General features: G+C 57.4%; 29 protein-coding genes. 7 read left to right on the top strand and 22 right to left on the bottom strand.

What is annotated here, in order from left to right:
* Window positions 1–73: 73 nt before the first annotated feature.
* The 6 genes from OZ428_RS16265 (at window position 74) to OZ428_RS16240 (ending at window position 8,600) form a co-directional block, all read left to right on the top strand.
* A complete protein-coding gene (locus tag OZ428_RS16265; protein ID WP_269134114.1) occupies window positions 74–3,847 on the top strand; it encodes a hypothetical protein in 3,774 nt (1,257 codons plus the stop codon).
* A 442-nt stretch (window positions 3,848–4,289) separates the two neighbouring features.
* Window positions 4,290–4,538 carry a DUF6124 family protein gene (locus OZ428_RS16260; protein ID WP_269134113.1) on the top strand — a complete coding sequence of 83 codons (249 nt, stop codon included), beginning with the start codon at window positions 4,290–4,292 and terminating at the stop codon, window positions 4,536–4,538.
* A gap of 452 nt (window positions 4,539–4,990) precedes the next feature.
* The gene (locus OZ428_RS16255) at window positions 4,991–6,700 is read left to right on the top strand and encodes an AAA family ATPase (RefSeq protein WP_269134112.1); all 1,710 of its coding nucleotides are present in this window, start codon (window positions 4,991–4,993) and stop codon (window positions 6,698–6,700) included.
* Window positions 6,701–6,702: 2 nt separating this feature from the next.
* A complete protein-coding gene (locus OZ428_RS16250; protein WP_269134111.1) occupies window positions 6,703–7,521 on the top strand; it encodes a hypothetical protein in 819 nt (272 codons plus the stop codon).
* A 139-nt stretch (window positions 7,522–7,660) separates the two neighbouring features.
* Window positions 7,661–7,894 (top strand): hypothetical protein, encoded by a 234-nt coding sequence (locus OZ428_RS16245; RefSeq protein WP_269134109.1) that lies wholly within the window; start codon window positions 7,661–7,663, stop codon window positions 7,892–7,894.
* Window positions 7,895–7,919: 25 nt separating this feature from the next.
* Window positions 7,920–8,600, top strand: coding sequence for an SOS response-associated peptidase family protein (locus OZ428_RS16240; protein WP_269134108.1), 681 nt, complete (start codon window positions 7,920–7,922; stop codon window positions 8,598–8,600).
* Here the strand turns inward: OZ428_RS16240 and OZ428_RS16235 are convergent.
* The 3 genes from OZ428_RS16235 to OZ428_RS16225 form a co-directional block, all read right to left on the bottom strand.
* The gene (locus tag OZ428_RS16235; protein WP_269134106.1) at window positions 8,597–9,391 is read right to left on the bottom strand and encodes a DNA adenine methylase; all 795 of its coding nucleotides are present in this window, start codon (window positions 9,389–9,391) and stop codon (window positions 8,597–8,599) included. The genes OZ428_RS16240 and OZ428_RS16235 overlap by 4 nt on opposite strands.
* 145 nt (window positions 9,392–9,536) lie before the next feature.
* Window positions 9,537–10,010: a lysis system i-spanin subunit Rz gene (locus OZ428_RS16230; RefSeq protein WP_269134186.1), complete on the bottom strand. Its 474-nt coding sequence runs from the start codon at window positions 10,008–10,010 to the stop codon at window positions 9,537–9,539.
* 38 nt (window positions 10,011–10,048) lie between these two features.
* On the bottom strand, window positions 10,049–10,474 hold the full coding sequence (locus OZ428_RS16225) for a structural protein (RefSeq protein ID WP_269134105.1): 426 nt from the start codon (window positions 10,472–10,474) through the stop codon (window positions 10,049–10,051).
* Window positions 10,475–10,602: 128 nt separating this feature from the next.
* On the opposite strand from OZ428_RS16225, the gene OZ428_RS16220 reads away from it, so the two are divergent.
* The gene (locus OZ428_RS16220; RefSeq protein WP_269134104.1) at window positions 10,603–11,286 is read left to right on the top strand and encodes a hypothetical protein; all 684 of its coding nucleotides are present in this window, start codon (window positions 10,603–10,605) and stop codon (window positions 11,284–11,286) included.
* A gap of 6 nt (window positions 11,287–11,292) precedes the next feature.
* Here the strand turns inward: OZ428_RS16220 and OZ428_RS16215 are convergent, their stop codons facing one another.
* Genes OZ428_RS16215 through OZ428_RS16125 form a run of 19 tightly spaced genes read right to left on the bottom strand, consistent with a single transcriptional unit; the run spans window position 11,293 to window position 24,565 of the window.
* Window positions 11,293–12,360 (bottom strand): phage tail protein, encoded by a 1,068-nt coding sequence (locus OZ428_RS16215; RefSeq protein ID WP_269134103.1) that lies wholly within the window; start codon window positions 12,358–12,360, stop codon window positions 11,293–11,295.
* 23 nt (window positions 12,361–12,383) lie between these two features.
* Window positions 12,384–13,091, bottom strand: a complete 708-nt coding sequence (locus OZ428_RS16210; RefSeq protein ID WP_269134102.1) for a DUF2612 domain-containing protein — start codon at window positions 13,089–13,091, stop codon at window positions 12,384–12,386.
* Window positions 13,088–14,320 carry a baseplate J/gp47 family protein gene (locus tag OZ428_RS16205; protein WP_269134101.1) on the bottom strand — a complete coding sequence of 411 codons (1,233 nt, stop codon included), beginning with the start codon at window positions 14,318–14,320 and terminating at the stop codon, window positions 13,088–13,090. The genes OZ428_RS16210 and OZ428_RS16205 overlap by 4 nt, the downstream gene beginning before the upstream one ends.
* Entirely contained in the window at window positions 14,313–14,675 is a 363-nt protein-coding gene (locus tag OZ428_RS16200; RefSeq protein WP_269134099.1) for a hypothetical protein, read from the bottom strand. Before OZ428_RS16200 ends, OZ428_RS16205 begins: the two co-directional genes overlap by 8 nt.
* Window positions 14,672–15,373 (bottom strand): Gp138 family membrane-puncturing spike protein, encoded by a 702-nt coding sequence (locus OZ428_RS16195; RefSeq protein WP_269134098.1) that lies wholly within the window; start codon window positions 15,371–15,373, stop codon window positions 14,672–14,674. Before OZ428_RS16195 ends, OZ428_RS16200 begins: the two co-directional genes overlap by 4 nt.
* A complete protein-coding gene (locus OZ428_RS16190; protein ID WP_269134097.1) occupies window positions 15,370–16,242 on the bottom strand; it encodes a hypothetical protein in 873 nt (290 codons plus the stop codon). Before OZ428_RS16190 ends, OZ428_RS16195 begins: the two co-directional genes overlap by 4 nt.
* 7 nt (window positions 16,243–16,249) lie before the next feature.
* Window positions 16,250–16,636, bottom strand: a complete 387-nt coding sequence (locus OZ428_RS16185) for a phage baseplate plug family protein (RefSeq protein WP_269134096.1) — start codon at window positions 16,634–16,636, stop codon at window positions 16,250–16,252.
* The gene (locus tag OZ428_RS16180; RefSeq protein WP_269134094.1) at window positions 16,633–17,172 is read right to left on the bottom strand and encodes a phage baseplate protein; all 540 of its coding nucleotides are present in this window, start codon (window positions 17,170–17,172) and stop codon (window positions 16,633–16,635) included. Before OZ428_RS16180 ends, OZ428_RS16185 begins: the two co-directional genes overlap by 4 nt.
* 4 nt (window positions 17,173–17,176) lie before the next feature.
* Window positions 17,177–18,847, bottom strand: a complete 1,671-nt coding sequence (locus tag OZ428_RS16175; protein WP_269134093.1) for a phage tail tape measure protein — start codon at window positions 18,845–18,847, stop codon at window positions 17,177–17,179.
* The gene (locus OZ428_RS16170) at window positions 18,834–19,007 is read right to left on the bottom strand and encodes a DUF6889 family protein (RefSeq protein WP_269134092.1); all 174 of its coding nucleotides are present in this window, start codon (window positions 19,005–19,007) and stop codon (window positions 18,834–18,836) included. Before OZ428_RS16170 ends, OZ428_RS16175 begins: the two co-directional genes overlap by 14 nt.
* Complete coding sequence (locus OZ428_RS16165; RefSeq protein WP_269134091.1) at window positions 19,004–19,486, bottom strand: phage tail assembly chaperone; 483 nt, start codon at window positions 19,484–19,486, stop codon at window positions 19,004–19,006. Before OZ428_RS16165 ends, OZ428_RS16170 begins: the two co-directional genes overlap by 4 nt.
* 8 nt (window positions 19,487–19,494) lie before the next feature.
* Window positions 19,495–19,911, bottom strand: coding sequence for a hypothetical protein (locus OZ428_RS16160; protein ID WP_269134090.1), 417 nt, complete (start codon window positions 19,909–19,911; stop codon window positions 19,495–19,497).
* Window positions 19,912–19,918: 7 nt separating this feature from the next.
* Window positions 19,919–21,427, bottom strand: a complete 1,509-nt coding sequence (locus tag OZ428_RS16155; RefSeq protein WP_269134089.1) for a DUF3383 family protein — start codon at window positions 21,425–21,427, stop codon at window positions 19,919–19,921.
* A 17-nt stretch (window positions 21,428–21,444) separates the two neighbouring features.
* Entirely contained in the window at window positions 21,445–21,951 is a 507-nt protein-coding gene (locus OZ428_RS16150; protein ID WP_269134088.1) for a phage neck terminator protein, read from the bottom strand.
* Window positions 21,932–22,315, bottom strand: a complete 384-nt coding sequence (locus tag OZ428_RS16145) for a hypothetical protein (protein ID WP_269134087.1) — start codon at window positions 22,313–22,315, stop codon at window positions 21,932–21,934. Before OZ428_RS16145 ends, OZ428_RS16150 begins: the two co-directional genes overlap by 20 nt.
* On the bottom strand, window positions 22,312–22,791 hold the full coding sequence (locus OZ428_RS16140) for a hypothetical protein (protein ID WP_269134086.1): 480 nt from the start codon (window positions 22,789–22,791) through the stop codon (window positions 22,312–22,314). The genes OZ428_RS16145 and OZ428_RS16140 overlap by 4 nt, the downstream gene beginning before the upstream one ends.
* A gap of 4 nt (window positions 22,792–22,795) precedes the next feature.
* Window positions 22,796–23,191 (bottom strand): DUF4054 domain-containing protein, encoded by a 396-nt coding sequence (locus OZ428_RS16135; protein WP_269134085.1) that lies wholly within the window; start codon window positions 23,189–23,191, stop codon window positions 22,796–22,798.
* Window positions 23,192–23,200: 9 nt separating this feature from the next.
* On the bottom strand, window positions 23,201–23,584 hold the full coding sequence (locus OZ428_RS16130) for a hypothetical protein (protein ID WP_269134084.1): 384 nt from the start codon (window positions 23,582–23,584) through the stop codon (window positions 23,201–23,203).
* A 12-nt stretch (window positions 23,585–23,596) separates the two neighbouring features.
* A complete protein-coding gene (locus OZ428_RS16125; protein WP_269134083.1) occupies window positions 23,597–24,565 on the bottom strand; it encodes a major capsid family protein in 969 nt (322 codons plus the stop codon).
* Window positions 24,566–24,567: the final 2 nt, after the last annotated feature.

The raw sequence follows: 24,567 nt of genomic DNA, 5'->3' as shown, positions 1-24,567 counted from the left end.
GTCGGCTCCATCACAAACTGTTCTCGGTTATGATTTGTAAAATACTTTTCTACCAGGAATTCGCAGCCATACCATGCTCGAAATTACAGGGAACGACCTCACGAATTTGAGTGACGGAGACTTACGCACTCTCGTCGCACGTCTAGCGCTATCAGAGTTACGCGCTCAAGGCTATCCGCTCTCCTCGGTGACCGCTGGTGGCAATCAAGACGCTGCAGACGGTGGGCTCGATGTCCGCGTCGAATGCCCTAACATTCTTGGAAACCCTGATTTCGTACCTCGATCAATCACTGGCTTTCAGGTCAAAAAACCCGATATGCCTGCTAGCGCTATTCGTGAAGAAATGAGTCCTAAAGGGATTCTACGGCCAGTGATTGAGGAGCTGGCCGCTGTGTCCGGCGCATACATCATTGTCAGTGCACAGGGATCCGTCGCAGATAAGCCGTTAAAAGATCGGCGTAATGCTATTCGCGACCAGCTCCGAAACCTTCCAACATCGAGCAACCTCTTTACTGATTTTTATGACCGAGACCGCTTAGCAACCTGGGCAAACGAATATCCAGGAATTGTTGCGTGGATTCGCGGAAGAAATGGATTTCAATTTGCTGGCTGGGGGACTATTGGCACTTGGGCGGGCTTAGCTTCTGCAGAGCCTGCCCCCTTTTTGTTCGATGACCAAGCCTGTTTGATCGATGAACGATCTCGGGAACATGAGCAATTGAATATTGCAGAAGGCCTCCAACGTCTACGTTCAACGTTAAGCGAACCGAGACGTTGCGTTCGGCTGATCGGCCTATCTGGTCAGGGTAAAACACGCTTGGTAGAAGCTCTTTTTGAGAGCGGTGTCGGTGAAGCTCCGCTGGACCCCAGCCTCGCTCTATATACAGACTATTCAGTAGAGACAAATCCAACTGCCCGTGATATGGCTCGCGAACTCATTACGCGTGGACAACGCGCTATTCTCGTAATTGACAACTGCAATCCAGCGACACACAGCGAACTGGCTGGGATGTGTTCGAAGGCAGGAAGCCACGTTAGCCTATTGACGGTCGAATATGATGTGGCAGAAGACGAACCTGAGCAAACCGAAGTCTTCCGATTGCAACCAGCCTCCTCCGACTTAATCACGCAATGGCTCCGACAGTCCTTCCCTAACATCTCGCAAGTTGACCGATGCACGATAGCAGATTTTAGCAATGGAAATTTTCGGGTAGCTCGAGCAATTGCAGAGACATTGGCTAAAGGCGAAAATCTCGGAAAACTTAGAAATCAAGACTTATTTAAACGTATCTTTCAACAGCGAAATGATCCTGATCAGAACCTTCGTCTCGCGGCTGAGGATCTCTCTCTGCTCTACTCTGTGGACGGCGAGGATACTCTGGAGCAAAGCGAACTAGCAAAGATTGGAAAGATACGTGGCGTGGATGCTGCTCATCTATACGCAGAACTCACGAAGCTTCGCCACCGAGGAATCGCCCAATCTCGCGGCCGTTGGCGTGCGATCCTTCCTCACGCCATTGCCAATCCACTTGCTTCTTTTGCACTAGAACGGATTCCACCCCAGATTTTCGATAAGTTTTGTGAAGCCGCGACACCTAGGATGCAGAAGTCACTTTCTCGTCGATTAGGTTTTCTTCACGACAGCATTGCGGCCCAAGCAGCAGTCGCTCGATGGCTAGACGGTGATGGCCTTTTACGTGACCTTTTATCTCAGAGTAACCAAGGAATCCAAATCCTAACGAATCTCGCACCAGTCGCACCTGAGACGGTGTTAAGAAAAATCGAAAGACTCCTCGACGGACCAAGTAGAAGTTCGATAATTGATCCTCAGGCAGATGGACGCTGGCATTGGATCCGCCTCATTAAGACTCTAGCTTACGATTCCTCAATGTTCGACCGCTCAGTCTTCCTGTTGGCAAATTTCGTTTCCGTTGAGCCCGAGGGGCACAATCTTAATTCAGCAGTAGGACCGTTTGAAGAACTGTTTCATTTCTATTTATCCGGAACGCAAGCGCCCCCGGCACAACGACGTAACGTAATTAGGCAATTGGGTAACTCAAACGACCCAATGAAACGCCGATGCGTATCGATTGGCCTAAATGCATTGCTAAAAGCAGGCCGCTTTTCCTCTTCAAGTAACTTTTCATTTGGTGCTCGCACCCGTAATTGGGGGTGGGCGCCAAAGTTAAATCGAGATACCTGGGCATGGTATGACGACGCAATTCACTTAGCAGTGGAGCTTTCATCAATCGTTGAGGATGCCCGTGACATCCTGGCAAGCAGAGCCCGAGAGCTTTGGAGGTTTGCAGCCTGTCATGACGCCCTGGAAAACGCCTCGATCGGCTTTATGAAGGCTAGCCCTTGGATTGAAGGGTGGCTCAGCTTTCGCCTATTACACCGTTTCGAAGGGAAAGGAATGCCCGAAGATATTAGAGAAAGACTAGATAGATTGATTCAAAGATTGGCACCCTCCGACCTGTTGAACCAAGCACGCGCGGTGGTGCTTAATCGATCTTCTGGTTTAGACATCATCGATGGTTCCCCCGATGACGAACTACTGAAGCCTTGGGAAAAGGCTATGAAAATGGCACAACATATCGGGCGCTCGCTAGCTCTAGATCCTGACACACGGAATATTTTCTTAAAAGAAGTTTACGCGCAGAAATATCAGTGCAGATCTTTTGAATGTGGTCGCGGCCTTGCAGAGGAAACTGACAACATTACAAGTATGTGGCAGGAGCTTACTGCAAGTTTCACCTCATTCAAATTAAAAAACCGTAACCCTCAGCTACTCCAAGGATTCATATTCCAAGCAAACCTCCGAGATCCGGCATCAACTGTGGCGATATTAGAAGACATTATGAACAGTGATGATCTCGGCCCAAGCCTGCCCGAATTTCAAGTACGAGTAGGGCTCGACAAAGACGGCATCGAGAGATTACGGCGAGCAATTCGAAAAGGCGCACTCCAAGCCACTGACTTTAATAGCATTGCCAACGGCATTGTTGGAGATATACCACCTGAAGAACTTAACAACCTGATAATTGATATTTCCGAACTAGCAGGCGGAGTAGATATTTCTATTGATATTCTTCACATGCACTTCTACTGCATAAAAGAAAAGCACGGAAAATACAATAAATTACTAATCCAAACTGGCCGCAACCTCCTTGGACGCACCACATTTCTTACAGATGGCAATGGACTTCGTGATCTAGCCATGCAGAGCTTAATCAGCATCTGTTGCTCCAGGCCTGAGGGCGAGCAAACTGCTCGTGACGTATGCGAGAGAATCTATGAAATCCTTGCCTCTGGCGAGGCATCATCTTATCAACTGGCGTACGTTCTAAAATCGCTATTCGAAACTCAAACTTTTATTTCGTTAGACACATTTCTTCTACGTGAAGCCACTCCCGTCGACTACGGTTTTTTCAGCTCTTTTGTTGACTCGAGCACTCCAATTGATGAGATCGATCCTGCAATTCTTCGCTCTTGGTCAGATCTTGATCCGAAAAATCGTTACTTGGTCCTTAGCCGATGTATATCAATGTTCAGAACCCAATCGGGGGAAGAACAAAACGAGCTATCCCCGCTTCTGATGGAGTTGCTGGAGTATGCTCCAGACAAATACACCTTCCTCGGAAGTTATTGGTCGCGCTTGCATCCCAATGGCTGGATGGGCTCACTCGCTGACGTTTTGGCTAAACGCAGGGCAAGCATAATCAAACTTAATGATAGCCCTCACTTAGAAGTGCGTAGGTGGCTTGCTAATGCTATTCCCGAAGTTGATCATTGGATAGAGCAAGAGCGGGTTCGGGATAGAGGCCGGGATGAGAGCTTTGAGTAGAACTAGCCAGCCATACAAATAAGGAAATTTCCCACAGCCAGTTTCGCTTGAAGTGTAAACCCGACCCTGGTTACGATTGTTCAGTCACAGTCAGTCCTGTGACCGGGTGTCGCAACCCGACGTAGTCTGAGGCGCGGTAGCGCCATAGCTCTGTAGCAGGCGCTTTTTTATGCCTGGCTACCGCATCTATGGTGGACCGTGTGGGGCGGGCTCTTGCCCGGCCGGTTCCCTCGGACGCCGGTTTGCGACCCTCGCACGGTCCACCACCTTTTTCCGTGTCGCAACGGCCGTGGTGGTTCCTTCACTGTCCGAGGATCAAGGAGATGACCTATCCCCCTTTCGTATCCGGGCACCGCCCGTTACGTCTCAACGCGACATCCTCAAAATGTAAGCAGCTCAAAAGCGATCAACTGATCAAGCAGCACTGGTGGGAGGCCTGTTCATGACTCGCCGCCAACCTCCCGACAACAACTCCAGATGCCTGTTTACGGTACGATCTGATATCAGCACAGAGGAAGCATTGGTGAATGCCAGCGAACTGCTTGCGTCGGCCCAAGCCGCCGCACACGAGCATGCATTTTCACTAGACGGTCAACAAGGTGATCACGCGTTCGCGATAGCGCAATTGGTTGAAAATGCTCGGCTGCTGGTGAATACCGCATTGGAGCGCGTGAGCCCATCACAAGACTGATCAATGACCGGGTAGCAGGCAAGAATAGCCGCTACCCGACTCCAGTCGATGATGGATTGGAACGATTAACTGTAAAGGTCTTTAAAATAAAGGCTTGTATCAACGTCCCATCTCACCCGTACCATTTTTGTACCACCAGTTCTATCAAATGAGTTTTACACCCCCGGACAACCGCGTTTCTCAAAACGAGCAGGTCACAACCGGGAGTGGCGTTCACAACTCAGAAATGCTGAAGCTAAAATGAAATTTGGCGATGGTCGCATTGGTGCTTGGAATCGTGTACTTGGCTCAATTCGCGATTGCCCCATAGAGGCAAACCCCATATCCCTGGCGAACCCTACCTCTTAGAAGACATAAATAAGTAAGGCATCTAGTGTAGACGCTAATGATGTCGTTCTGATACCTTCCACTTCGGATAAAACAATCAAGGCATGCAAGGAAGGTAAGAAAGTATGTGGGAAGTTGGGTTTCATTTAACCGCACCAGCTATTACCGACCCAAAAAAGGTTGGGATTTTTGCCACCGGTACAGGTTGGAATGATTTCGGGTTTACTTTGCAAGCGGTTGCTAGACTTCGACTTAATGGTGCATATAAAGATATACCCATCAGACTTTTGCCATTTGTTGAGGACAAGCCGCAAGCATCAGTCCAAGACTGGATAAAATATTTACATAGTGTTAAAGATGGAAAGACTGAATGGAAACCCGCAAACAAGGTCTTCCCGACACACGTTACTGTGTTTGCTACAGAGAAGTCGTATCGAGAACTCGCAACTTCAATGGCCCATCAAGAGTATGAACAACTGCTAATCGCTCTGAATGAAATCAATGCGATTCATAAGTCAAACAAAATCAATAACGATACCTTCAAAAAAATAATCGAAACCCCACAATTTTCAGTTGCAGTACTTCGTGAAACGGCACCTTACAGATCTTTCCGTTTCGGCTACGCATCCGCGTTTCGGGCCCCACCGCTTGAGGATGCACGATTGGAGTTTTCGTTTAGCACTCAACTCGAAGGTTTCAAAAGCAGGCACTCAATCGACTTCACATACAAAGATATGCAGCTCATCTCGGATCGAGTACATGCTGTTATCGGAGTAAATGGCATCGGGAAAACGCGCTATTTAAACAACTTAATTATAGCAGTCCTACAAAGACTAAATTCTACCTATCCTACAGAGCAAGCTTCAGAACTATATGACAATAATGAAAAGTCAATGCCAGCATCAGAATTTGGCGTACACCAAGAGGATTGGGCCGCACTCCCCCTATATAGTAAAATAGCAGCTTACTCTTCTGACCCAAACAATATTTTACCTAGAACGGTGAGTCTGCAAGGGCCTTTCGACTATAAATATTTTGATATAGGAATTGAGAGTTCACAGAAACTCTCACAACTTATAGTAGACATAATGCGAAATGATGTAGACTTAATAGGTAGTGAAAGTCGATTCATTTTGCTAAAAAAAATACTTACAAAAATAACACCTACCGCCTTATTACTTATTCCGGCCATTTCAACTTCCGAAGACACATCTCACATCGTCGACGTAGACGGCAATCGCTGGATTGCATTAAAGTCAATTTTAGGTGGAGAGATGAGGAGGCTGGAAATTTTAAGCCAGATAGATTTCTCAAGGGACCTAGCTTTCCAAACACACGGAGGTAAGGTTATTCCGCTTAGCAGCGGTCAAAAAATGTATTTCCGATTCGCCACTCACTTTTTAACAGTCGCAAGCCAAGGCATGCTCGTGATAATTGACGAACCGGAAACCCACCTGCATCCAAATCTAATCACAGAATTTATGGATCTGCTTTACTTGGTATTGGAAGCGACGTCGTCAGTCGCGATCATCGCTACGCATTCCGCTTACGTAGTACGAGAAGCGCCAGCACACTGTGTTCATGTCATAAAATCTGATGAGAACCAGACAGTTCGAACTGAAACTGTTTACATGAACACACTAGGCGCAAGCGTTACGTCGCTCTCAAATACCGTATTCGGCGATAGCCTGGTAGAATCCTTCCATAGTAAAATAGCCACCTATATTGCCGAGTCGAGTTTAACTTTAGATGAAATCATCGATCAATATAGCGATACTTTAAGTATGGAGATGCTAGTAAAGATAAGAGAACTCATGAGAAAGAAAGGAGAGTAATTTTGCGAGCACTGACTTACAAAATTATCCCCGACCGCACGGTACTAACCAAACTCACGTCTCACTACGCGAGCTTGCGCACCATACACACTTCCATCAAAATTGCTTACAAAGAGTACGTACTAAAAAAAGCCTCACCATCCATTATACCATTAGTCGTTACGACCCAACAAAAAGATGACTTTGAAAAAGCCTATTCAAATAAGCCTACAAAGGCCGGCCTGGATTGGATTTCTAGCATATACATCAATGGATTGAGCAGTTGCCCATTTTGTGGCGGAGATGGCGGAAGAACAATTGAACACTTTTTACCTCAGGCTTCATATCCAGAGTTTTCCGTATACAGTTTAAATTTAATGCCGTCGTGCGCAAGCTGTAACAGCCAAAGAAACTCTTTAAACTCCCATGGAGCGGAAATAAAACTTTTGCACCCTTTTTTTGATAAGGTAATTCTCAAAAAACTAGATGCCTATACACACATTAGCTTTGCATCTGGAGTAATTGGTTTCAATCTAGTTTACGACCGAGCCCCTTTTGACGATGAACAACAGGAAAGAATCGACCATCACCTCAACACGTCTTTAGATGAAACATCCTACATAAACAGATCCTTATCATCACTTGAGACCTTAACGATCACAGCCGAACTATATAAAGACGTGCCCACTTTCATGAAGCACGTAATAGAAGAAGAAATTTATACATGCGTACGTAAAAAGGACTTTAATTCTTGGCATCATGCTTTATGTAAAGGAGTAACTCGACTTCCAGTTGCTCAGATCCTCGCAATTTTCTCTCCGCATTTTGGTCGTCGGTGTTGATGCAACGTTGCATCCTCACGGATCGCGTTAGGGCCACGCGAAAAATGAAGAACCGCTCGTCTGGCTTGGGCTCCCTACCCCATTGCAAATGTACTGGCAGCACTGCCGCCTCTTGGAGAACGAGATCCAAGACCTGAACGTGCAACTGCGCAAAGCGCGGCAAGATGATTTCGGAGTCAGTCAGATGCTGCTGGCTACCCAGGCGAAGAACACTGAGTTCGCCGGATACCTCCGTCAGAGAGGCGGCGAAGCGGCTGAGATGCGAAAGCAGATCGACACGCTGACGACGTCACTGGGTTCAAGTCAGCGTGAGGTCGAGGGCCTGAAGCGAATCGTCAACGAGATGAGACCTCGACCGACCACGATTGTCTAAGATCAAACGGAAGGAGGGTTTGGCTATGTGTGGAAGGCTGTCGCAGTACAGGGGAATCCATGACTTCGTTGCGGCGCTGAGCATGCCTAACGCCCTGGCAAACTCAGTGGGTGATCAACCGATCGAGCGGTACAACGTGGCTCCCACAACCCAGGTGGCATTGCTGCACCTGCAAGGCGAATTGCTGCACGCTGATCCGGTTCGTTGGGGGTGGCGACCGCACTGGGCGAAAGACCGCGCCGCACCGATCAACGCCCGCGTCGAGAAGGTCGCCCACGGCCCATTCTTCCGGGCGATCTGGCCGCACCGGGCGATCACGCCTATCGACAATTGGTTTGAGTGGGTGGATGAAGGTGGACCGAAGAAACAGCCCTACCTAATCCGTAGGCGGGACGGTGCGCCGATCTTGTGCGCGGCCATCGGTCAATTACCAGACGCCGATGAAGGCCCAGGCGAGCATGACGGGTTTGTGATCATCACCGCCGACAGTGCCGGCGGTATGGTGGACATTCACGACCGGAGGCCCGTAGTACTGACGCCGGACCTTGCCCGCGAATGGATGGACCCGGCAACGCCAAAAGAACGTGCCGAGCAGATGGTGTTGCACCAGGGCGAGCCAGCCGAGGCCTTTGAATGGTTCAAGGTCAGCACCGCCGTGGGCAACGTTAGAAACAAGGACGCCAGCTTGATCAAGCCAGTGGTCTAGAAAAGCCCACCCAGTGCTGCTGGCTCCCAATTCATGATCACCAGCTCACCGCTAACCTCGCTTTTCCCCTGCCGCTGGTTCGCCGTGCTGTAACGGGTGTCCACCGTTTCAAAGTGAAACCCATCAAACACACGCCGAATATCGGGGTGGTCGTTGATGCTGACCATCACCTTCCCCTTGCAGCGCCGCATGAACTCGGCCATCCGCTCATAGTTTTCAAAGGGAAAGTCCACGCCGTAACCGGCAGTCTGCAAGTAAGGCGGGTCCATGTAGTGGAAGGTATGTGGCCGGTCGTAGCGCTCGGCACATTCCAACCAACCCAGGTTCTCGACATAGGTCCCCGATAGCCGTTGCCAGGCAGCAGACAAGTTCTCCTCAATCCGCAGCAGGTTGATGGCCGGTACCGTGGTTGCCGTGCCAAATGTCTGCCCGCTGACTTTCCCCGCAAACGCATGGTGCTGCAGGTAGAAAAACCGCGCAGCGCGCTGAATATCCGTAAGGGTTTCCGGCCGCGTCATCTTCTGCCACTCAAACACCTGTCGCGAACTTAGCGCCCACTTGAACTGGCGCACAAACTCTTCCAAATGGTTCTGCACCACTCGATACAAACACACCAGGTCGCCATTGATGTCATTCAACACCTCCACCGGCGCAGGCTGCGGACGCATGAAAAACAACGCCGCACTGCCAGCGAAGACTTCGACGTAACACTCATGAGGGGGAAACAGCGCAATCAGACGCTTGGCCAAGCGGCGTTTGCCGCCCATCCAGGGGATGATGGGGTTGCTCATGCGCAAGCCTTCTCTGTGGCGAGAAACAGGATTAGGCTCACTGGGCTTTGCGCGCAAAGCGGGGAGCCTTTGGCTGGGCTTGCAGGCTGGTTCTGCGGGCTTGGCGGCCAGTCAGGATGTGGCTGCATCCGGCTGGTCGCTCTCCTTATTCGGTAGCGGTCAGTTGGGTGATGTACGCCTGACACGCGCCCAGGGCGATCAGTCCTTGGTCGCCGTCATCGGTGATGCTGATAATTCGTTGAGCATGCGCTGGGTCAAGTTGGGCTCTCTGGGTTCCATAATCCACGCTGCCGGCGACGGGCTCGGTAGGCATTGGGCCGCAACGGGCTGCACTCTTGGCATCGAGTAAGGCTGACAGCCGCACATCAGTAGTAGCCAGGCGATCACGCAAACGGGCTTGATTCTTTTGGGCATTGCTCAAGTCTCGGTAGTAACGTTGTTCTGAGCCGCTCTGGCGCTGCTCCAGTTCAACGCGTTGCGCTTGTTCGCTGCGCAGTTGGCTATTGGCGGCCAGGGTCAGGGTGTTCAGGTCGGCCTGATAGGTGCGCGCCGAGTCGGATAGGCGTTTCTCGTACCGCCAGGTTTGCGCCTGCCAGGCACCTGCCCCGCTCAGGAGCATCAGTCCCAGGACAAGTGCCAGTCTCCAGCCCAGGACGCTCACAGCAGCGCCCTCCTCACACCTTCGCTTAAGACTGCATCCGGGTACGCGTAGCCTGCGTTCTCATGACGGATGATCGCCCTGACAAACGCTTTCAAAACCTCGAACTCGGTCAGATCAACGTCTACACCCGGCGCAAAACCGGTACCCAACTCAACGGCGCGCACGTAGGCATCGGTGTCGTTCTCCACACCTGGCGCCCAACGGTTGACGATGGCTTTTACCGTCTTCAGCCCATGCTTGCGCTGGTACGTCAGCAGCGTTTTGCCCAGCGCCCGAATGCCATTCTCAGCGGTATCAAACCGGCAAAAACGCGCCTCTACAGCGGGGTTGTGCGGTAACTGGCCTTGCCATCTATTGGCCGCACGGTAGTCGAGGTTGCCAGGATTACGATTGCGTACGCCACGCGTCTCAATACGGGACATGACGGTTATGCAAAAACAAAAACCATCTGAAGACCATTCCCACAAAATTTTCAGAAAGTCGCACCGCGAATTACGCCAAGTCCGCTCGTATATTTTTCTGGTCTCACCGCGCCAGGAGAATAATAAAAATGAAGTGGACGAAAGACTTAAGCGGACTGTTGGTCGATGGCGTGCTCTGCATAAGCCTGATAAACCGGGTTGATCGCAGAGCGCTGATCAGCCACGAATTCAGAGACTCAGGCCTGCAGATTGAGTTCGTCATGGCAGAACTCGACCAGGAAAACCCCGAACGCGGCTGCTTTAACTCACATATCCGCTGCGCAACATTAGCCATCCAGCGCGGCTATAAGCACGTGTTGATCCTGGAGGACGACGCCACGCTCCTGGCGTTTTCACCCAGGCAAATCACCCGCATCAATACATTCCTAACGCAGCGCAACCCGCCACTGTTCCACCTGGGCGCAACCCTCGGAAAGATCTGGCTCACCTGGCACCTAGGCATTGCAAGGTTCAGGGTCAAGGGTGCGTTCGCCTACATCCTGTCGAACGAAGGCTGCACAAAAATCCTGGGGCTTTCCCCGTTCTCGGGGATTCCCATCGACAACCTGTTCTCCAAAACTTTCAAGGCTTACGGCTCGTTCCCGCTGATTTGCCAGCACCAACCGGAGAGCCTTGGCAAAAGCAACATTTCCCCTTATCGAATCCAAGACGGAACCGTCGCGGACGAAGCGTTTTGGCGCAGAAATCGACGCCGCCAGTTCCGCCAGGCCATAAAAAACATTGGCAAAACCTTGATTCGCAGAGACGTTTAGTTGCAATCAATACTTGATGACGTACAGCAGCGCCACATTTCTTGGCCGTGCCTCCGTCCCTCCAGAAGCCTCAGCCGTTGCCGTATGTCCATGCCCTCCCCCAGCCGCCGCTGTACCGGAAACAGCGTGCGCATGCGAACCCGCTGCCGCTGCCTGCCCGGTAATCGAATGTGCATGAGCCCCCGCTGTGTTCGAACCAGGATTGCCGTATGCCACACCAGCGCCACCCGTTGCATTTCCGCCGTTGTTCACCCAGCCAGACGCCGATGAATAGTGATAATGCTCACCGGTGGTGTTGGTACTGCCGCTCACCGAATGCACATGACTGCCTACGGTATCAGTGCTGCCCGTAACGGCATGCTGATGATCCCCCACAGCGCTGACAGTCACGCCGTGGCTATGTGAGGCGTTCTGCCCCCCTTGCGCACTGCCCAGTGCGCGGCCCGTATCCACGCCCCGTCCATCATCCCAACCGCGCACAAACTCACCGCGCAAGTCGGGCAACCCAAATGTGGTACTGCCATTGCCCGCGCCAAAGCGCGTGCCGATGACTTCAAACAACTTGGCGTATTGCGTCCGCGAAACCACGGCGCCGTTGCACTTGAGCCATCCGTGGGGTGGTTCCGGTGTGGCGACAACTTTGATATCGCCGACATCCGGCCCTACAGCCAGCCCGGAGAACTGCCGCCAATACGCCGCATGGCTACCGCCATGGGGATCGCGGGCACCGCCTTGGGTCGGGCCGCTGGCCTGCAATGCCACATACAGATGACCATCGGTCGATGCGACAAAACACGGGGCCTGGCCAGGACCGGGACCGTGGTAATCAATCGCGTCCGACCAGGCCAATCCTGCAGTTCTACCGAGCACATCAAGCAGCGCCGTGACGCGGTACATCACCTCATTGAATTCCGCCGAGTTAACCAGCCGCTGGAACGGCCAGCCCAGCTCGATGTTCTTTGTGCCGTTTGCCGCATCGCGGTAGGACACGCCCGGCACGGGGTTGGCGGGCACCGAGGTCTGTGCGTCGGCCGCAAACACGCCGGGCGACAATGGGCGCAGAACATTGGCCATATGCAAACCCTCCAGCACTCGATTCAAGCTAAACGGATCACTACCACCGGCACCGCATGGTCTGGCACGCCGCTGTCCAGGTCTGGCGCAAAGCCGTTGGGCGGACGGAAGATGATGCCCACCAACCGCCCGCCAGCCGGTAACGGCAACAGGTACTGGCACTCAGCGCGGCTGTCGCCCAACACACTCACCAACTCCTGGAACAGGTAACGCGGCAGGTTATCGCGCACGATCAACACCCCTTCGAGGGGCCCCGTGCGTTGCAGGCCGCAGTCGATGCCGAAGGCCTGACGCACGCACCACTGCACTTCGGGCAATGAGCTGTGCCGCGTGTGGTTCTTGGCGACCTTCCCGTAAATGCGCAGGCGGTATTCATCATCCCCCGCCAGGTGATTGCCAAAGGACGGCACACCCGCCAGCCACGCCGGGGCATTGTCCGGGGCGCCCAGACCATCGTCGACGCGCAGCCAGGCGGCTTCGCTTCGGCTCACCACTTCCCGGCTCTGCCCGACGATTCTGCCCAGCACGTCCAGTTGGTGCCCCTGCGCCCAACGTAGATCCCTGCCGATCAGCACATTCAGCAGCGTGTCGTACAGCGCCTGGATCTGCTGCATTTGCGCGTGCAGCACGCCGGCACGTACGGTCGAGTGTCTGAGGCTGTAGAGCTGGCGTTCACACGCCTGCGCCGAGAGGTCACGGCCATACTCGCGCAGGTAATCAGCGCGGCTCATATCAGCTTGATCTGGATGCGCTGGGCATCGAATGACGCCCACGCATCCCAACGGATGGGGATGTCAGCCGCCCCGACTGGGCGGGCCGCCGTACCGATGCGCAGAGCGCGCAAGGCATGCCCCGGCACGCTGTTGATCGGCGTGTACAGACGCGGCGCCACCACGTTTTCACCCGGAACAATGCCGTCCTGGTCGTAGCCGCCCGTCCCCGCAATCCCCAAACCCGATGCACCGAACCGGGCGTACAACACAATCGCCTCGGTGATTCGCGTGGCGTAATCGTCAGTGAGTTGGCCGTCGCCCAAGGATTGAATATCGACCTCAACATGGATCGGCACTTCGGTGGGCCGGACCCATTGCACGGCATAGGTGTCCCCCAGGTTGTCGCTTACCACGAACAACGCGTTGCCATGCCATTGGGTCAGCGCCGGGGAGCGTTCGAGCAAGACCCTGGCCACCTCCTTGTCCGCGCCGCCCACTACCACGGCGGCGATGGCTTTGGGCGGAATGCCGCGTTCATCCACCACCAGCGTGTTGTTGACCAGTACACGCACGAAGTCGACACCCGGCACGTTGCGCAGATTGGCGTAGATCGCCTCGACCGGTGAACTGGCCGGCGCCATGGTGGACTGCTCGCGACGCTGGCGTAACACCGCGTCGGGCTCTTCGATCACACCCGGTACCGCAGCGGTCGGATTGGTGACCGCATTCCACCCCACCACTGGGGTCAGGATCACGCGCAATTGGCCGGGCGCAGCGCTAAAGGCGCCCTTCTCCTCGGTGCACGCGGTGACATTGCCGATTCCTGACGCATTCAACGTGACGTCCGCCTGTGTCAGCCACACCACCTGGCGCTGTGAATCACTCACCCGCTGGCCTTGGCGGATAACGGTATGCGCCACACCGCTCAATTGCAGTTGCACTTCTGACGGCCTGCCGGCGCCACGCTCAATGCCATTTAAACGCACCACCCCCGACAGCGCTGCACCGGTTGCCGCGTCGGGGTCAAACTGGCTGTACACGTTGTGCAGCAGCGCCCAGAGATCACCGACGCCCTCCAGCGGGATCTTGACCACCTGCATTGCCGGATCTGCCGCCGAAAAATCAGGTTGTAACCGTTCGCCCGTGACAGGGTCTTCGACCTGTTTAAGCGCTTCGGCAGCATCGGCCAACACATCGGCCAGTCGCTTGATCTTCAGACCTTCGCGGGTCAAGCCATAGTCAGCCATCCACCACCTCGCTCAGCGACAGCGCATCGCCGTGGGTGGTGCGTACCGTCGCGCTGATGGAGAGCTGTCGGCCGCTCTGGGTCATCGCAAAATGCAGCACAGCCTCCACCTCGGGATCTTTCAGCAACTCGCGGCGAATCAATGGGCTGATCAAGCGGCTACTGGCGACGCCGAGCATGTCGCCTTCATACCAGGGCAGGCCAAAGGTGCGATCAAGAAACCATTCGTCCTGGTAGGCATGCAGGCGCACACGCAGACGGTCGGCCACCGCGTCGGCGCCCGTCGCCAGGCGTAAGCGGCCGCCTGCGATGCGAAAGTCGTAGTCGATGGCATCGATGTGAATGCTCAGGCTCATACCGGCGCCCCCGTCTGGCCTTGGCCCGGCGTTACGTTGCCATGGGCATGGGTGTCGCCGATGTGCTTGCCGTTGTGGGTCAGTGCCGGGCTCTGTAGCTCGATGGCCCCGCCGAGGGTGAGGGTTGAGCCGCCGGCACTCAGCGTTATGGTGTCTTCGGCGACGCTGAGCATCGCGCTGCCCACCTGCAACACCACTTCGCGCTCGCGCACGCTGACGCAGGTGGTGCCGTCGGCATTGCGGATCTGGATCGCATCAGCAGACACCGAGGAAATCGCCTTGGGTTCACTGATGGCCCCCGGCAAAAACAGCCCATCGGTCAGGTTATGGTGCCGAGGGGAAACCGGTTCTGCCGCAGCCTGCACGCCACCGGCGACCTGCCAGTTATCGATGCTGCGATCCGCCACAATCAACAGCCCCTCATCGCCGGCCTGAATCGGCAAGGTGATCGACAGGCCCAACGTCTGCGCGTAGTAGGCAAAAATCGTCGGTACACCACTCACCACCGACAGCGCTTCATCACTGCGTTTACCGTCGAGCGTCGTGACCTGCATGATCGCCGGCTGCACGTCGACCGTACCGTTGGCGTGCACGGCCACGACGATTCCCGGCGTTGCGGTGCGCAAATGCGCACTTTGCCGATCAAACGCAATGCGCTCGCGCTCTTCCGGGGCGGTAGTGGCGGTCGTCAGGGTCATCGGCGTGCCGTGCTGCGAATGGTCATGCTCCAGTCGTCGCCATGGGTATCGCCCGACGCGTTCACGCTTTGCGCGACATAGAAGCCGTTGAGGTTGGGTTGATCGACGGAGTCAACAAACACCACCGCGCCTGGGCGCACGGACGGGTCCAGTTGAGTAATGATCTCTACCCCGTCCTGCGCAGCATCCGGCCCGGAGGCTGAAGGCGCGATACTTTTCAGGTTGCGATTGCCTGAGCTGATCACCAGCGCTTCGCCGGGTAAGCCCTGGCCATCCTGAATGACTTGCAACACCCCGCCCTGAATCGACCAGGTAAACCCGTAACGATCCGCCAGCCAGTTAAGCGTTTCGGCGACACGGCCCGACGCATGGATGCCCTTGGGCGGCAGGTGGCCGCGCACATCGAGGGTGCCTACGCTCACGCCCGGAAAGCTTCTGGCCAGATCACGCAGTACGTCCTTGAGCGGCATGCCCCCACCATAGGTCCGATTGAGAATACCCCGAGCCTGTGGGCCGTAGCCGTCCAGCGCCTCGATCACCGTCACTCGCTCATCGCCCTCGCGGCGGGTCACACAGGAAGCGATCCCACCACGGGCCAGGAGCTTGCAGCCCGCCGCCTGATAGCCCACGGATAACTGCACCAGGGTGTTCTTGACCGCCATCCGTGCCCAGCGCTCTGGGGCCAGATTGCTGATCGCCAGGACGATTTTGTTGGGTTCACTGGTCGCGGATAGGTCGATGGAAAAGCGCATGCGGATGTCGGTGTCCAGGCCGCTACTGAGTAAACGGTAAGCCTCATTGCTCGGGCCACCGCCCTCGGCCTCCGTCAGCGGGCCGATCAGCAGTTCGGCTTGGCGCAGAAAACTCATGGTTGGCTCAGGCATTGAAGGTGGGAAACAGCAGGCGGGTCTGGGCAACGACGGGGGCAAGCGCCACCACCGGTTCTGGCATCAGTCGTTCAAACTCGCCGGGGTCGAATTGGATCAACAACGCGGATCGTCCAAGCGCATCCGGATCGGCACTGTCGGCAGTCATCCGCAGTTGACCGATGCTGTCACGGGTGCGTGGCGCCTTACTTAACAGGCGGACGCCGGCAACCAGCGATACGCCGATCAGCACCGCTAATCCAGTGCTGTCATGGAGGTCCATCAAGAAGCTGTTACCGATGTGTCGGTAATAGGTGCGCAGCGTGTAAGTGCCAATCCCCTGGATATCGACCGTGACACGCCGGGCGCCATCCGCCGAGGTCGGGATTTCCTTCATGGGCCTGCCCCGAAAATGCTGTGCAAGGTACTTTGTTTGGCCTCTTTCGCCGTCTCGCGCCCGGCGTCCTTTTCGGTCGAGGCGGTTTTGTCGGTGGCGTTCGGCACGGCGCCGCGCTTGGGCGTCAACAGGCTGGCCGGTACCTCGATGGTTTGCACGGTTGCGGTCTGCACCCGCTGAAAACTCAGGCGCACCGTCAGCGCGCCATCGAACGGCCCGGCGTTTTCCGCATTCGCTCCCAGAAACACCATGTCGCTGTACAGCTCGTGCGTGGTCAGCACCTCCAGGCGCTCGCGAGCCCGCAGCTTGCGCCGCAGCTCGCCGATGACCGTGCGCGCCCGCTCACCGCCATCGGCATTGCTGATACCACCGCGAATTTCCAGGCCATCCGGCAGCACCGTCACGTGATCGCTGACCAGCGCCCCGCCATCGACCGCGTATTGGCTCGCCGTGGCCTCCATGCTGTGCACCTCGGCGGTAATCGCGTCGAATTCGATATCGGCGATGATCTGGTTGCCGCTGAACAGTGTGGCCATGGGATCAGCTCGCCGGTTGCGCACTGGCGCCCATATACGCCGTGGGCGATCCGCCTTGGCGCCGGGCGATCTCGCCGGCGACGCCCATGGGGTTGCCCGCGCCGTTGACGTAGATGGTGGTGGTGTTGCTGGTGTTGAATGACTGCGCAGCCTGGCGCAGCGTGGTTGGCGGCACGTTGGCCATTATCGGCCCCGCATTGGGTGGGGGCACGCGGGCCATCATCAGCGGGCCGCGCTCGGCGATGTCCCTATCTTGAGCCTTGGTACGTTGGAAGGCCTGCTGGGTACCCCCAAAAACACCCTGAGACGCCGCGTTGAGCGCCTCCACTTTGCGGGTGGCATCCTCTATCCCGGCGACGAACGCTGAGGTGTCGATATCGATTCCGACCTTTTTCAACCAGTCCCCGCCAGCTCGCGCCAGTTTGCCCAGCCAGGTCCAGACCGTTTCGATAGCGCTCAATACCGTGTCGATTGCGCTTTTCAGGCGTTCGAACTGGCCAATCACCACGGTTTTGACCAGATTCGCCAACGCCCGCAGCACCTTCGAGGCGTTTGGGAATTTCGCCTCAAACCTATCGAACAGGCTGCCGACTACCGACTCCCCGCCCTGGAACGCCACCCACAGATCATCAATGATCAGCACCACCAACCCGATTGCGGCCACGACCGCCGCAGCCGTAGCGATCATCGGCAGAAACGGTGCGATAAAGCTCCAGGCGGCGACGGCGGCGATGCCCAGCGCAATGGTCAGCCCGGTGCCAATCGCACTGGACAAGTCAATCAAGCTGCCGTTGATGTTCGGCAGCCAATCTAACAGCCGCCCCAGCGGTGCAAGCAAACGCTTGAACATCTGCCAGGCACCGCCCACCAGCGTCGAGACGTTATCCAGCGCAATGCCCAGGCCGTCCCAGAGCTGCGTCAACAGGCGTACCACCTTGGGTCGTGCGGCATTCACCAGTTGCTGCATGCGCCGGTACGTCTCGGTCAGCCCCGGCATCACATACACCGCGAAGCTGCGCCCAATGGCTTTGATCGACATCCGCAGGTCGAGCAGGCTGTCGTTGTAGTCCGCCGCCCGCTGCTTGGCCTCTTCCGGCAACACCGCGCCGGTTTCCCGAGCGGCCTGCCGTAGCGCCTCAAGACCGGCCGCACCTTGCTGCAACAGCTTGACCATGTTCGGCCGGATGCCCAGCGACTTGGCGAAATTGACCTGCTCGGCCTTGCTGAGCTGTTCAAACTTGCCGGAAATTTCGCCCAGCATCTGGTCAGCGGGCTTGAGCCGCCCGGCTGCATCGGTCGCCGACAACCCGAGCCGGGCCAGGGCCTCGTTGGTCTTGCCGGTTTTGGCGTCCAGCAGCTCGGTGGACAGCCGGCCCAGCACCAGGCGCATGTCTTCAATCGAGTTGCCCGAGCGTTGCGCCGCATACTCCAGCTCTTGCAGCGCCTGGTAACTGACCCCAATCGAATCGGCAAACTTGCCTGCTGCATCCTCCGTCTCGGCCACCGAAGAGACAAACGCCACCATCCCTCCGGCCATGGCCGCCACTGCTGCCACCGCTGCGGCGGCGCCGACCTTCACCGCCTTGAGTGTGCTTTGCAGCGACTCGGCGGCCTGTTTGTTTCGCGGATCGGCGCGCAGCCCGAGGAGGGTCACCAGTTCGTCAACGACCGCCATGGGTTTTCGCCTCCGCCACCGCGATCACGTGCCCTTCCCACTCCACCCACTCGGTCAGGTCCAGGAGGTCGTGCAAGCGCCAGAAATCATCCCAGTCGTAGGTGCCGTCCTTGAGTTCGTGGAGTCGGCACAGCCCGGCATTGAGCAAGCGCGCAATCAACCATTCGCCTTGGCGGTCTGGCGGGATGTGGACAGCCCTAACTGGCCGGCCAGAGCGGACCAGGCCGGGCCGCCCTTGGCGAAAAAACGCCCGACATGCTCCTTGATCGCCCAGATCGCCACCGGCAACAGATCCCCGGGATGCTCGTCGAACCAGTGGTTGAAATGCAGGTCATCGGAGAGCTTGGTGTCGTTGGCGTAGACCTCGTAATTCAACGCTTCGCGCATCAATTCGTGGGTTTTGGTCGGGTCAAGGTTGGCGGCGGCGATGATCACCGCTGACAGGGCTTTCTCCAGGCTGGCGTCGTCGACCTCGTCAGGCTTCAAGCCACTCAGGGAGAAGCCCACCGCGTCCAGGCTGGCAATGCCGCTGCCCAGGCTGGCCGCGACCTTGAGCGCAAACGGCAAGCCGTTAAGGGGCTGCATGGGGATCAGTCGATAGGTGCGATCTTCGATGCTCAGGAGCTTCTGCTGGATCATGGCGCGCCTCAGAACGGTTGAATGATCTTGCTGGCCAGGAAGCGCACGGTGCGCATCTGCCCGGTCGGGCCGCCGGTGGTGATGTCACCGATATTCTCGATGGCGCACCCGGTCAGCTGCGAGGTTTCGCCCACACCGGTCGACACGGTGATATTGATCAGTGGCACCGCAAAGCCGCTTTTCTGCCCGCGCCATAGGCTGTAGAGCATGGTCAGCGCACGGGACACCGGCAGCAGGTCCAGCTCAAACGCGCCGGACTCATCGGAGGCAAATGAAATCATCGTGCTGTGGGTGCCGACGGTTTTCTGCGCGCCCACTGCATCGTTGATGATGCGAATGCTGTCGCCGTCCGCCAGGTTGTCCACCAGCAGGCCGTTGATCACCGTGGTGGCCTGGGCCTGGTTGTATGCGATGTTGCGCGCCATGGCGACCTCACTCGAACGCGTTGATGAAAATGGCGAGGGTGTGTTGCGCACCGGCCAGGTTAACGTCGATGCGAATGGGTGGGCCAATCCGCCCGGCCCGGTCGGCATCGCTCATGGTTTCGACGCCCACCACGCTGATGCTGTAGGCCAAGATCAGGCCGACACCCGAGGCACTGCTGGCATCCATCACCGGCCGCGCGGCGAGCAGGCCATTGCTGACATAACGCTCCAGGATCGGCGTCAGGCTATCGATAACCAAGGTGCTGCCATCCGGGGTGTAAGGCACCACGCCGTTGCGCAAGAACACATTGAAAGCGGCGACCTGCAACTCTTCCACCAGATTGTCCAGGCCAATGCGCGAGTCGAGAAACCAGGTACTCGACGCCATGGTGCCGCTGCGGTAGGTGCGGGCGTTGTTGCCCACCGCCACCAGCGCGTTGCCGCGTTTTTTCTCCAGCACGCCGAGGCGGGTTTCATCCAAGCCGACCGTGGGGATACCCGGCAGGTCTTTGAATTTGGCGCTGATCACGCTGTTGGGCAGCGCGTAGTTGACCCCCAGCATGCGCGCCAGGATCGACACATCGGGGTAGTAATCGGCTTTGTCGTGAAAGGTCACCGTGGCTCGGGACATGCCGGAGGCAGCAGTGGCCGCGACGATATCGGCGGTGCTGTCGGCCTCCAGTGCCAATGGGTCGTTGGACACCAACGCCAAAATGCCTTTGCGCGCCTCCATCCAGGCGCCGGCTTCAATCGCCTCCTGGGTGTCGCGATAGTGTTCATCCAGCGACCAGCCGTAGACGAAACGGCCGCTGCACCTCGCCGCCTCGGCGATCAGGTTCAATTCACTCACCAGGCCCGTGGGTGCATAACCGGGCATGATCACGCCTGCCTGGCCATTCAGCCAGCCGGGGCCGGAGAGATCGATACCACTGTCCGCCGCCCCCAAGGTCGAGACCGATGAACCCTCACCCAACGTGCCAGAGGTGATCTGTAGCTGGGCGCCGTCCAGTGTGACCTTGGCCTCGGCGAATCCGGCCCCAGCCTTGTTGCGCAACGCTGTCTGGACCAGGGTGGCGATGTCGCTTAGCTGGGTGATGGCGGAAAAGTCCAACCCGGTGATGGGCTCGCTGACACCGTTGATGGCAATCACAAAGCTGCCGTCCAAGAGGTTTTGCCAGCTGGCCAAATCACTGGCTATTGCCCCGGTGCGCAGATAACCCGGCTGCGGCGTACTGAATGCCTGGGCCACCGCCAAGGTTTTCGCCCGTGGGCTTTGCGCGAAAAAGTCGCGCCCTGCCAGATAGGCCTGAGAACCCGACGGCCAATCGCCAAACAGGGCGTCGGGGCTGCTGTAATAGCGAATACGCCCGGCTCCGGCGGGCAGAGCGCCTGAAGCGCTGACAAATACCAAGACACTGAGGTCGGTCGCCAGTTCGGTCTGGGCCTTGCTCAATTGAATGGTGACGTCGATATCACGCGGCAGGTTTTTCGCACCGCAGTCAATAATCTGAACCATGGGCGCTCTCCGTCAGGTCAGTCGGGGGCAATGTGCGCGATCAACCCCAGGTCGGTTTCATGGAGGTCGATGGGTTGGCGCACAAAAAACTCGGCGGTGGATTGCAGGTGCAGCACCGCGTGCAGCGTCAATTGGAACTCGACACGGGCGCGCCAGCGGCCAATGTCCAGGCCAGCGAGGTTGTGCAGGCGCCCCACTTCACCCAGCCCGGCGATGCGCCAGAGATCCCGCCAGCGCTGGGCACTCCAGAGGCTGGCGAGAAGACGAGTGGCGTCGGCCATGGCCGGTCCGCCGTACAATGAGAACCGCCATGTCACGCGGTGCAGGGCATTCACCGTTTCGGTATGCGGGTCGATGCGTACGTCGGCCCGCTGCATGGGCGAACAGCTACGCAGCGATATCGCCAGGTACGCCGACGCCGGTGGCGGGCCGCCCTCGCCTTCGATCAGCACTTCACGGCGGCTGACCCTCGCAGCCCAAGTCGAGAGGCCGTGTTCCAGGGCCTCAAGACTGGTCGGGGTCATTGTCGACGTACCGAATGGCGAGGTAACGCGTGATCGGCTGGCCGCGCCAGCGATAGGCCGGGCACACGCGCCACAGCGCGCCGCCGTGACGCACGATGGTCTGACGCTCGCAGGTGCCGCCCTGCTCGACGTCATACCCATACAAGCGCGCCCGCGTATGCACCCACACCGCGCCAAGGCTGCGGTCGCCTTCGGCCAGGAGCTGCAAGGCGCGCTCATCCGCCGGTTGCACCACCGCACTGATTCGGCGGTCTGGCTGCGCCACGGCGCGCCAATGTCCGTTGACCCGCTCGCCCACCAGGTCATACACGCTGACGCCACAGGCAAACAGTTGAACGGCGCAGTGCATCGGCAAAGTGATCATGGTTCGGCTCGCACACTGAAGGTCATGCTTTGGCGCAACAGGCTGGTGTCGATCAGAGGATTGTCCGACTGCTTGCGCGCCACGGTGGCTTCGGCATTCGGCGGCTCGCGCAGCTCGACAATCGCCGCCTGATGCTGCCCCACCGCCAACGGCCCGAGGATTTTCAGCGCATCGGGTTTGCTCAGCGTCTGGGCATTGATGCGCCGGATCAGGCCCGGCAACAGCGGCGCGGTGCGCTGATGGGTTTTCTCGGCACCCAGTTCCATAAAGGACCGCCGGGGTATGCGCCCGTCCACCGTGCCAAAGTTATTCGCAGCGGCCACCACCAGCAATGCACTGCCATCCGGATAACGGGCACTGGCGCCTTCGCTGCCCAGCGGAATGCCTATCGCCAATACCTGTTGGCCCTGATAGCGCTTGAGTAGGCGATTGAGCCAATGCGGGTCACGCTGCGTGATCCCGTTAGCCCTGGCCATCGCCCTAACCCACTAGCCGCCCACGGCCCAGGCACTCCCGCGCCAACGCCAAATAGCGTTGGCCGTAGGGCGTTTGCGCATAGTAGGCGCCCTCCTCGGTCTGCACCGCCGCTGGCGTGGCAAAGGTTACCGAGAGGCTGCCAACCGTGGCGCCCACCAGGGTGCCGCCGGCCTGGCTAAGCACGGCGCCGTCTTCACTGACTTCGGTGCTTGCCTGACGGGCTTGGGTCAACGCCACCTCATGCGCCGCCCAGGTCAGCACAGCATTGGGATAACAACGGCCCCCTCCGGGCCGAGAAAGGCGCGCCTGCGCCTGGCTCAACTGCACCTCAATCAACGCGTCAGTCACGGCGGCATGCTCAGGGAACAGCACCCGATACGTCGGCAAATCGGCGTGCATACTTGGCGCCTATCCGCCTCTACGCCGCCCGCCCGCCAGGGCGTCGGAGTCGCGCACCTTATTCAGCGGTACTTCAATCCGCGTGGGGGTACTGTCCACCGCCACCGCACGTTTACCGGTATCCACGGCGGTGTTGCTGACATCCAGCTCCTGCGGTTTTTCAGCCTGCGACACCTTTTCACCCGGCTCCTGCGGATCTATCTGCGGCGTATCCCTTGTTGCCACCAATAGCCGACGATCCAGCAGCACGGCAAACACCGAGGTGCGGCGCAGGCGTTGAAAACGCTCATCGTCGAGGCTGGTGGTTTCATTGCGGCCCAGCAGTATTTCCTGCTCACCGGGCTGGGTACGCGCCACCACAAAGGGGTTGCGCGAGCGGTTGGTCAGTTTCATGGAGCGGCCTCCTCAGATGCCGTCGACGTAGCGCCAGGACAGGGGGTGTTTAAGGTGGCTGGGGCCAAAGATGTACTCGGCGTACAGCTTGACGCCATAGCCTTGGGGTTGCGGGTCCAGCACCTGAAAGGTCAAGGGCATGGGCATCCACAGGGTTTTCTTGCTCAGGGTGGCGGCGACCATGCGCGCACTGTTGCCGGCACCCGCCGTGTCGAGGTAACGCACCGGCACGATCTTCAACGGCTGCTCTGTGCGAGTGGTGTAGAGGTTGGCCTTTTTCACATAGTCGAGCACCGACAGATCGCTGTGCTGGCTGACGCGCTCGGTGGCGATCTGGCCGTAGCGTTTGGCCGGGATCAACAAGGTGCCGGCCAGATGCACGGTGTTTGACTGCAACCACACTCCAGTCAACGCGCTGTTGACGTCGGCCAGGATCTCGTCGGGGTCTTTGTCCGGCCATTCGCTGGAGTCGCCCGCTGCGTTGGGCGCAGCCGTGGTCACCGGCACACCGGGCAGTTCGATCAGCCCGCCATAATCGACCTCATCCTCACCAAACCAGGTCACGCCTTCGATATGCCGCTCGCTGGCTTCGCGCATGGACTCGCCCAGCTCGGTGAACAAGCCCGGCCCTTCAACGCCAAAGGCAAAGGCGCGGGCGTCCTGGATATCGAAGTCGGCGCCCACCCCGGAGGCTTCCAGCGGGATCGTGACCTTATCCAGCGCCAGCCCCACGGTCGGCACATCGTTGGCCAGCCGCGCACGGAACTGCCCTCGCCCCGAGCGATCCCGCACCAGGTAGCTGGCAGCGCGGGCGCCGGGATTGATCGAGGTGTCCACGCACTCGGCCGGAATCACCTGATGCCAGAGAATGTCCGGCAGTTGCACCTGCTCAATCCCGGCGACGATCTGCTCAAAGTTGCTCTGCACGATCTGCATCGCGTTGACGCGGCCGTACTGGAAGTGATTGTTCTGAATGCGCATGG

It is taken from the genome of Pseudomonas sp. GXZC (assembly GCF_026967615.1).
Taxonomy (GTDB): Bacteria; Pseudomonadota; Gammaproteobacteria; order Pseudomonadales; family Pseudomonadaceae; genus Aquipseudomonas; species Aquipseudomonas azotoformans_A.
The sequence above is the reverse complement of the archived record's forward strand: the minus strand, read 5'-3'. Positions and strand labels throughout refer to the sequence as shown.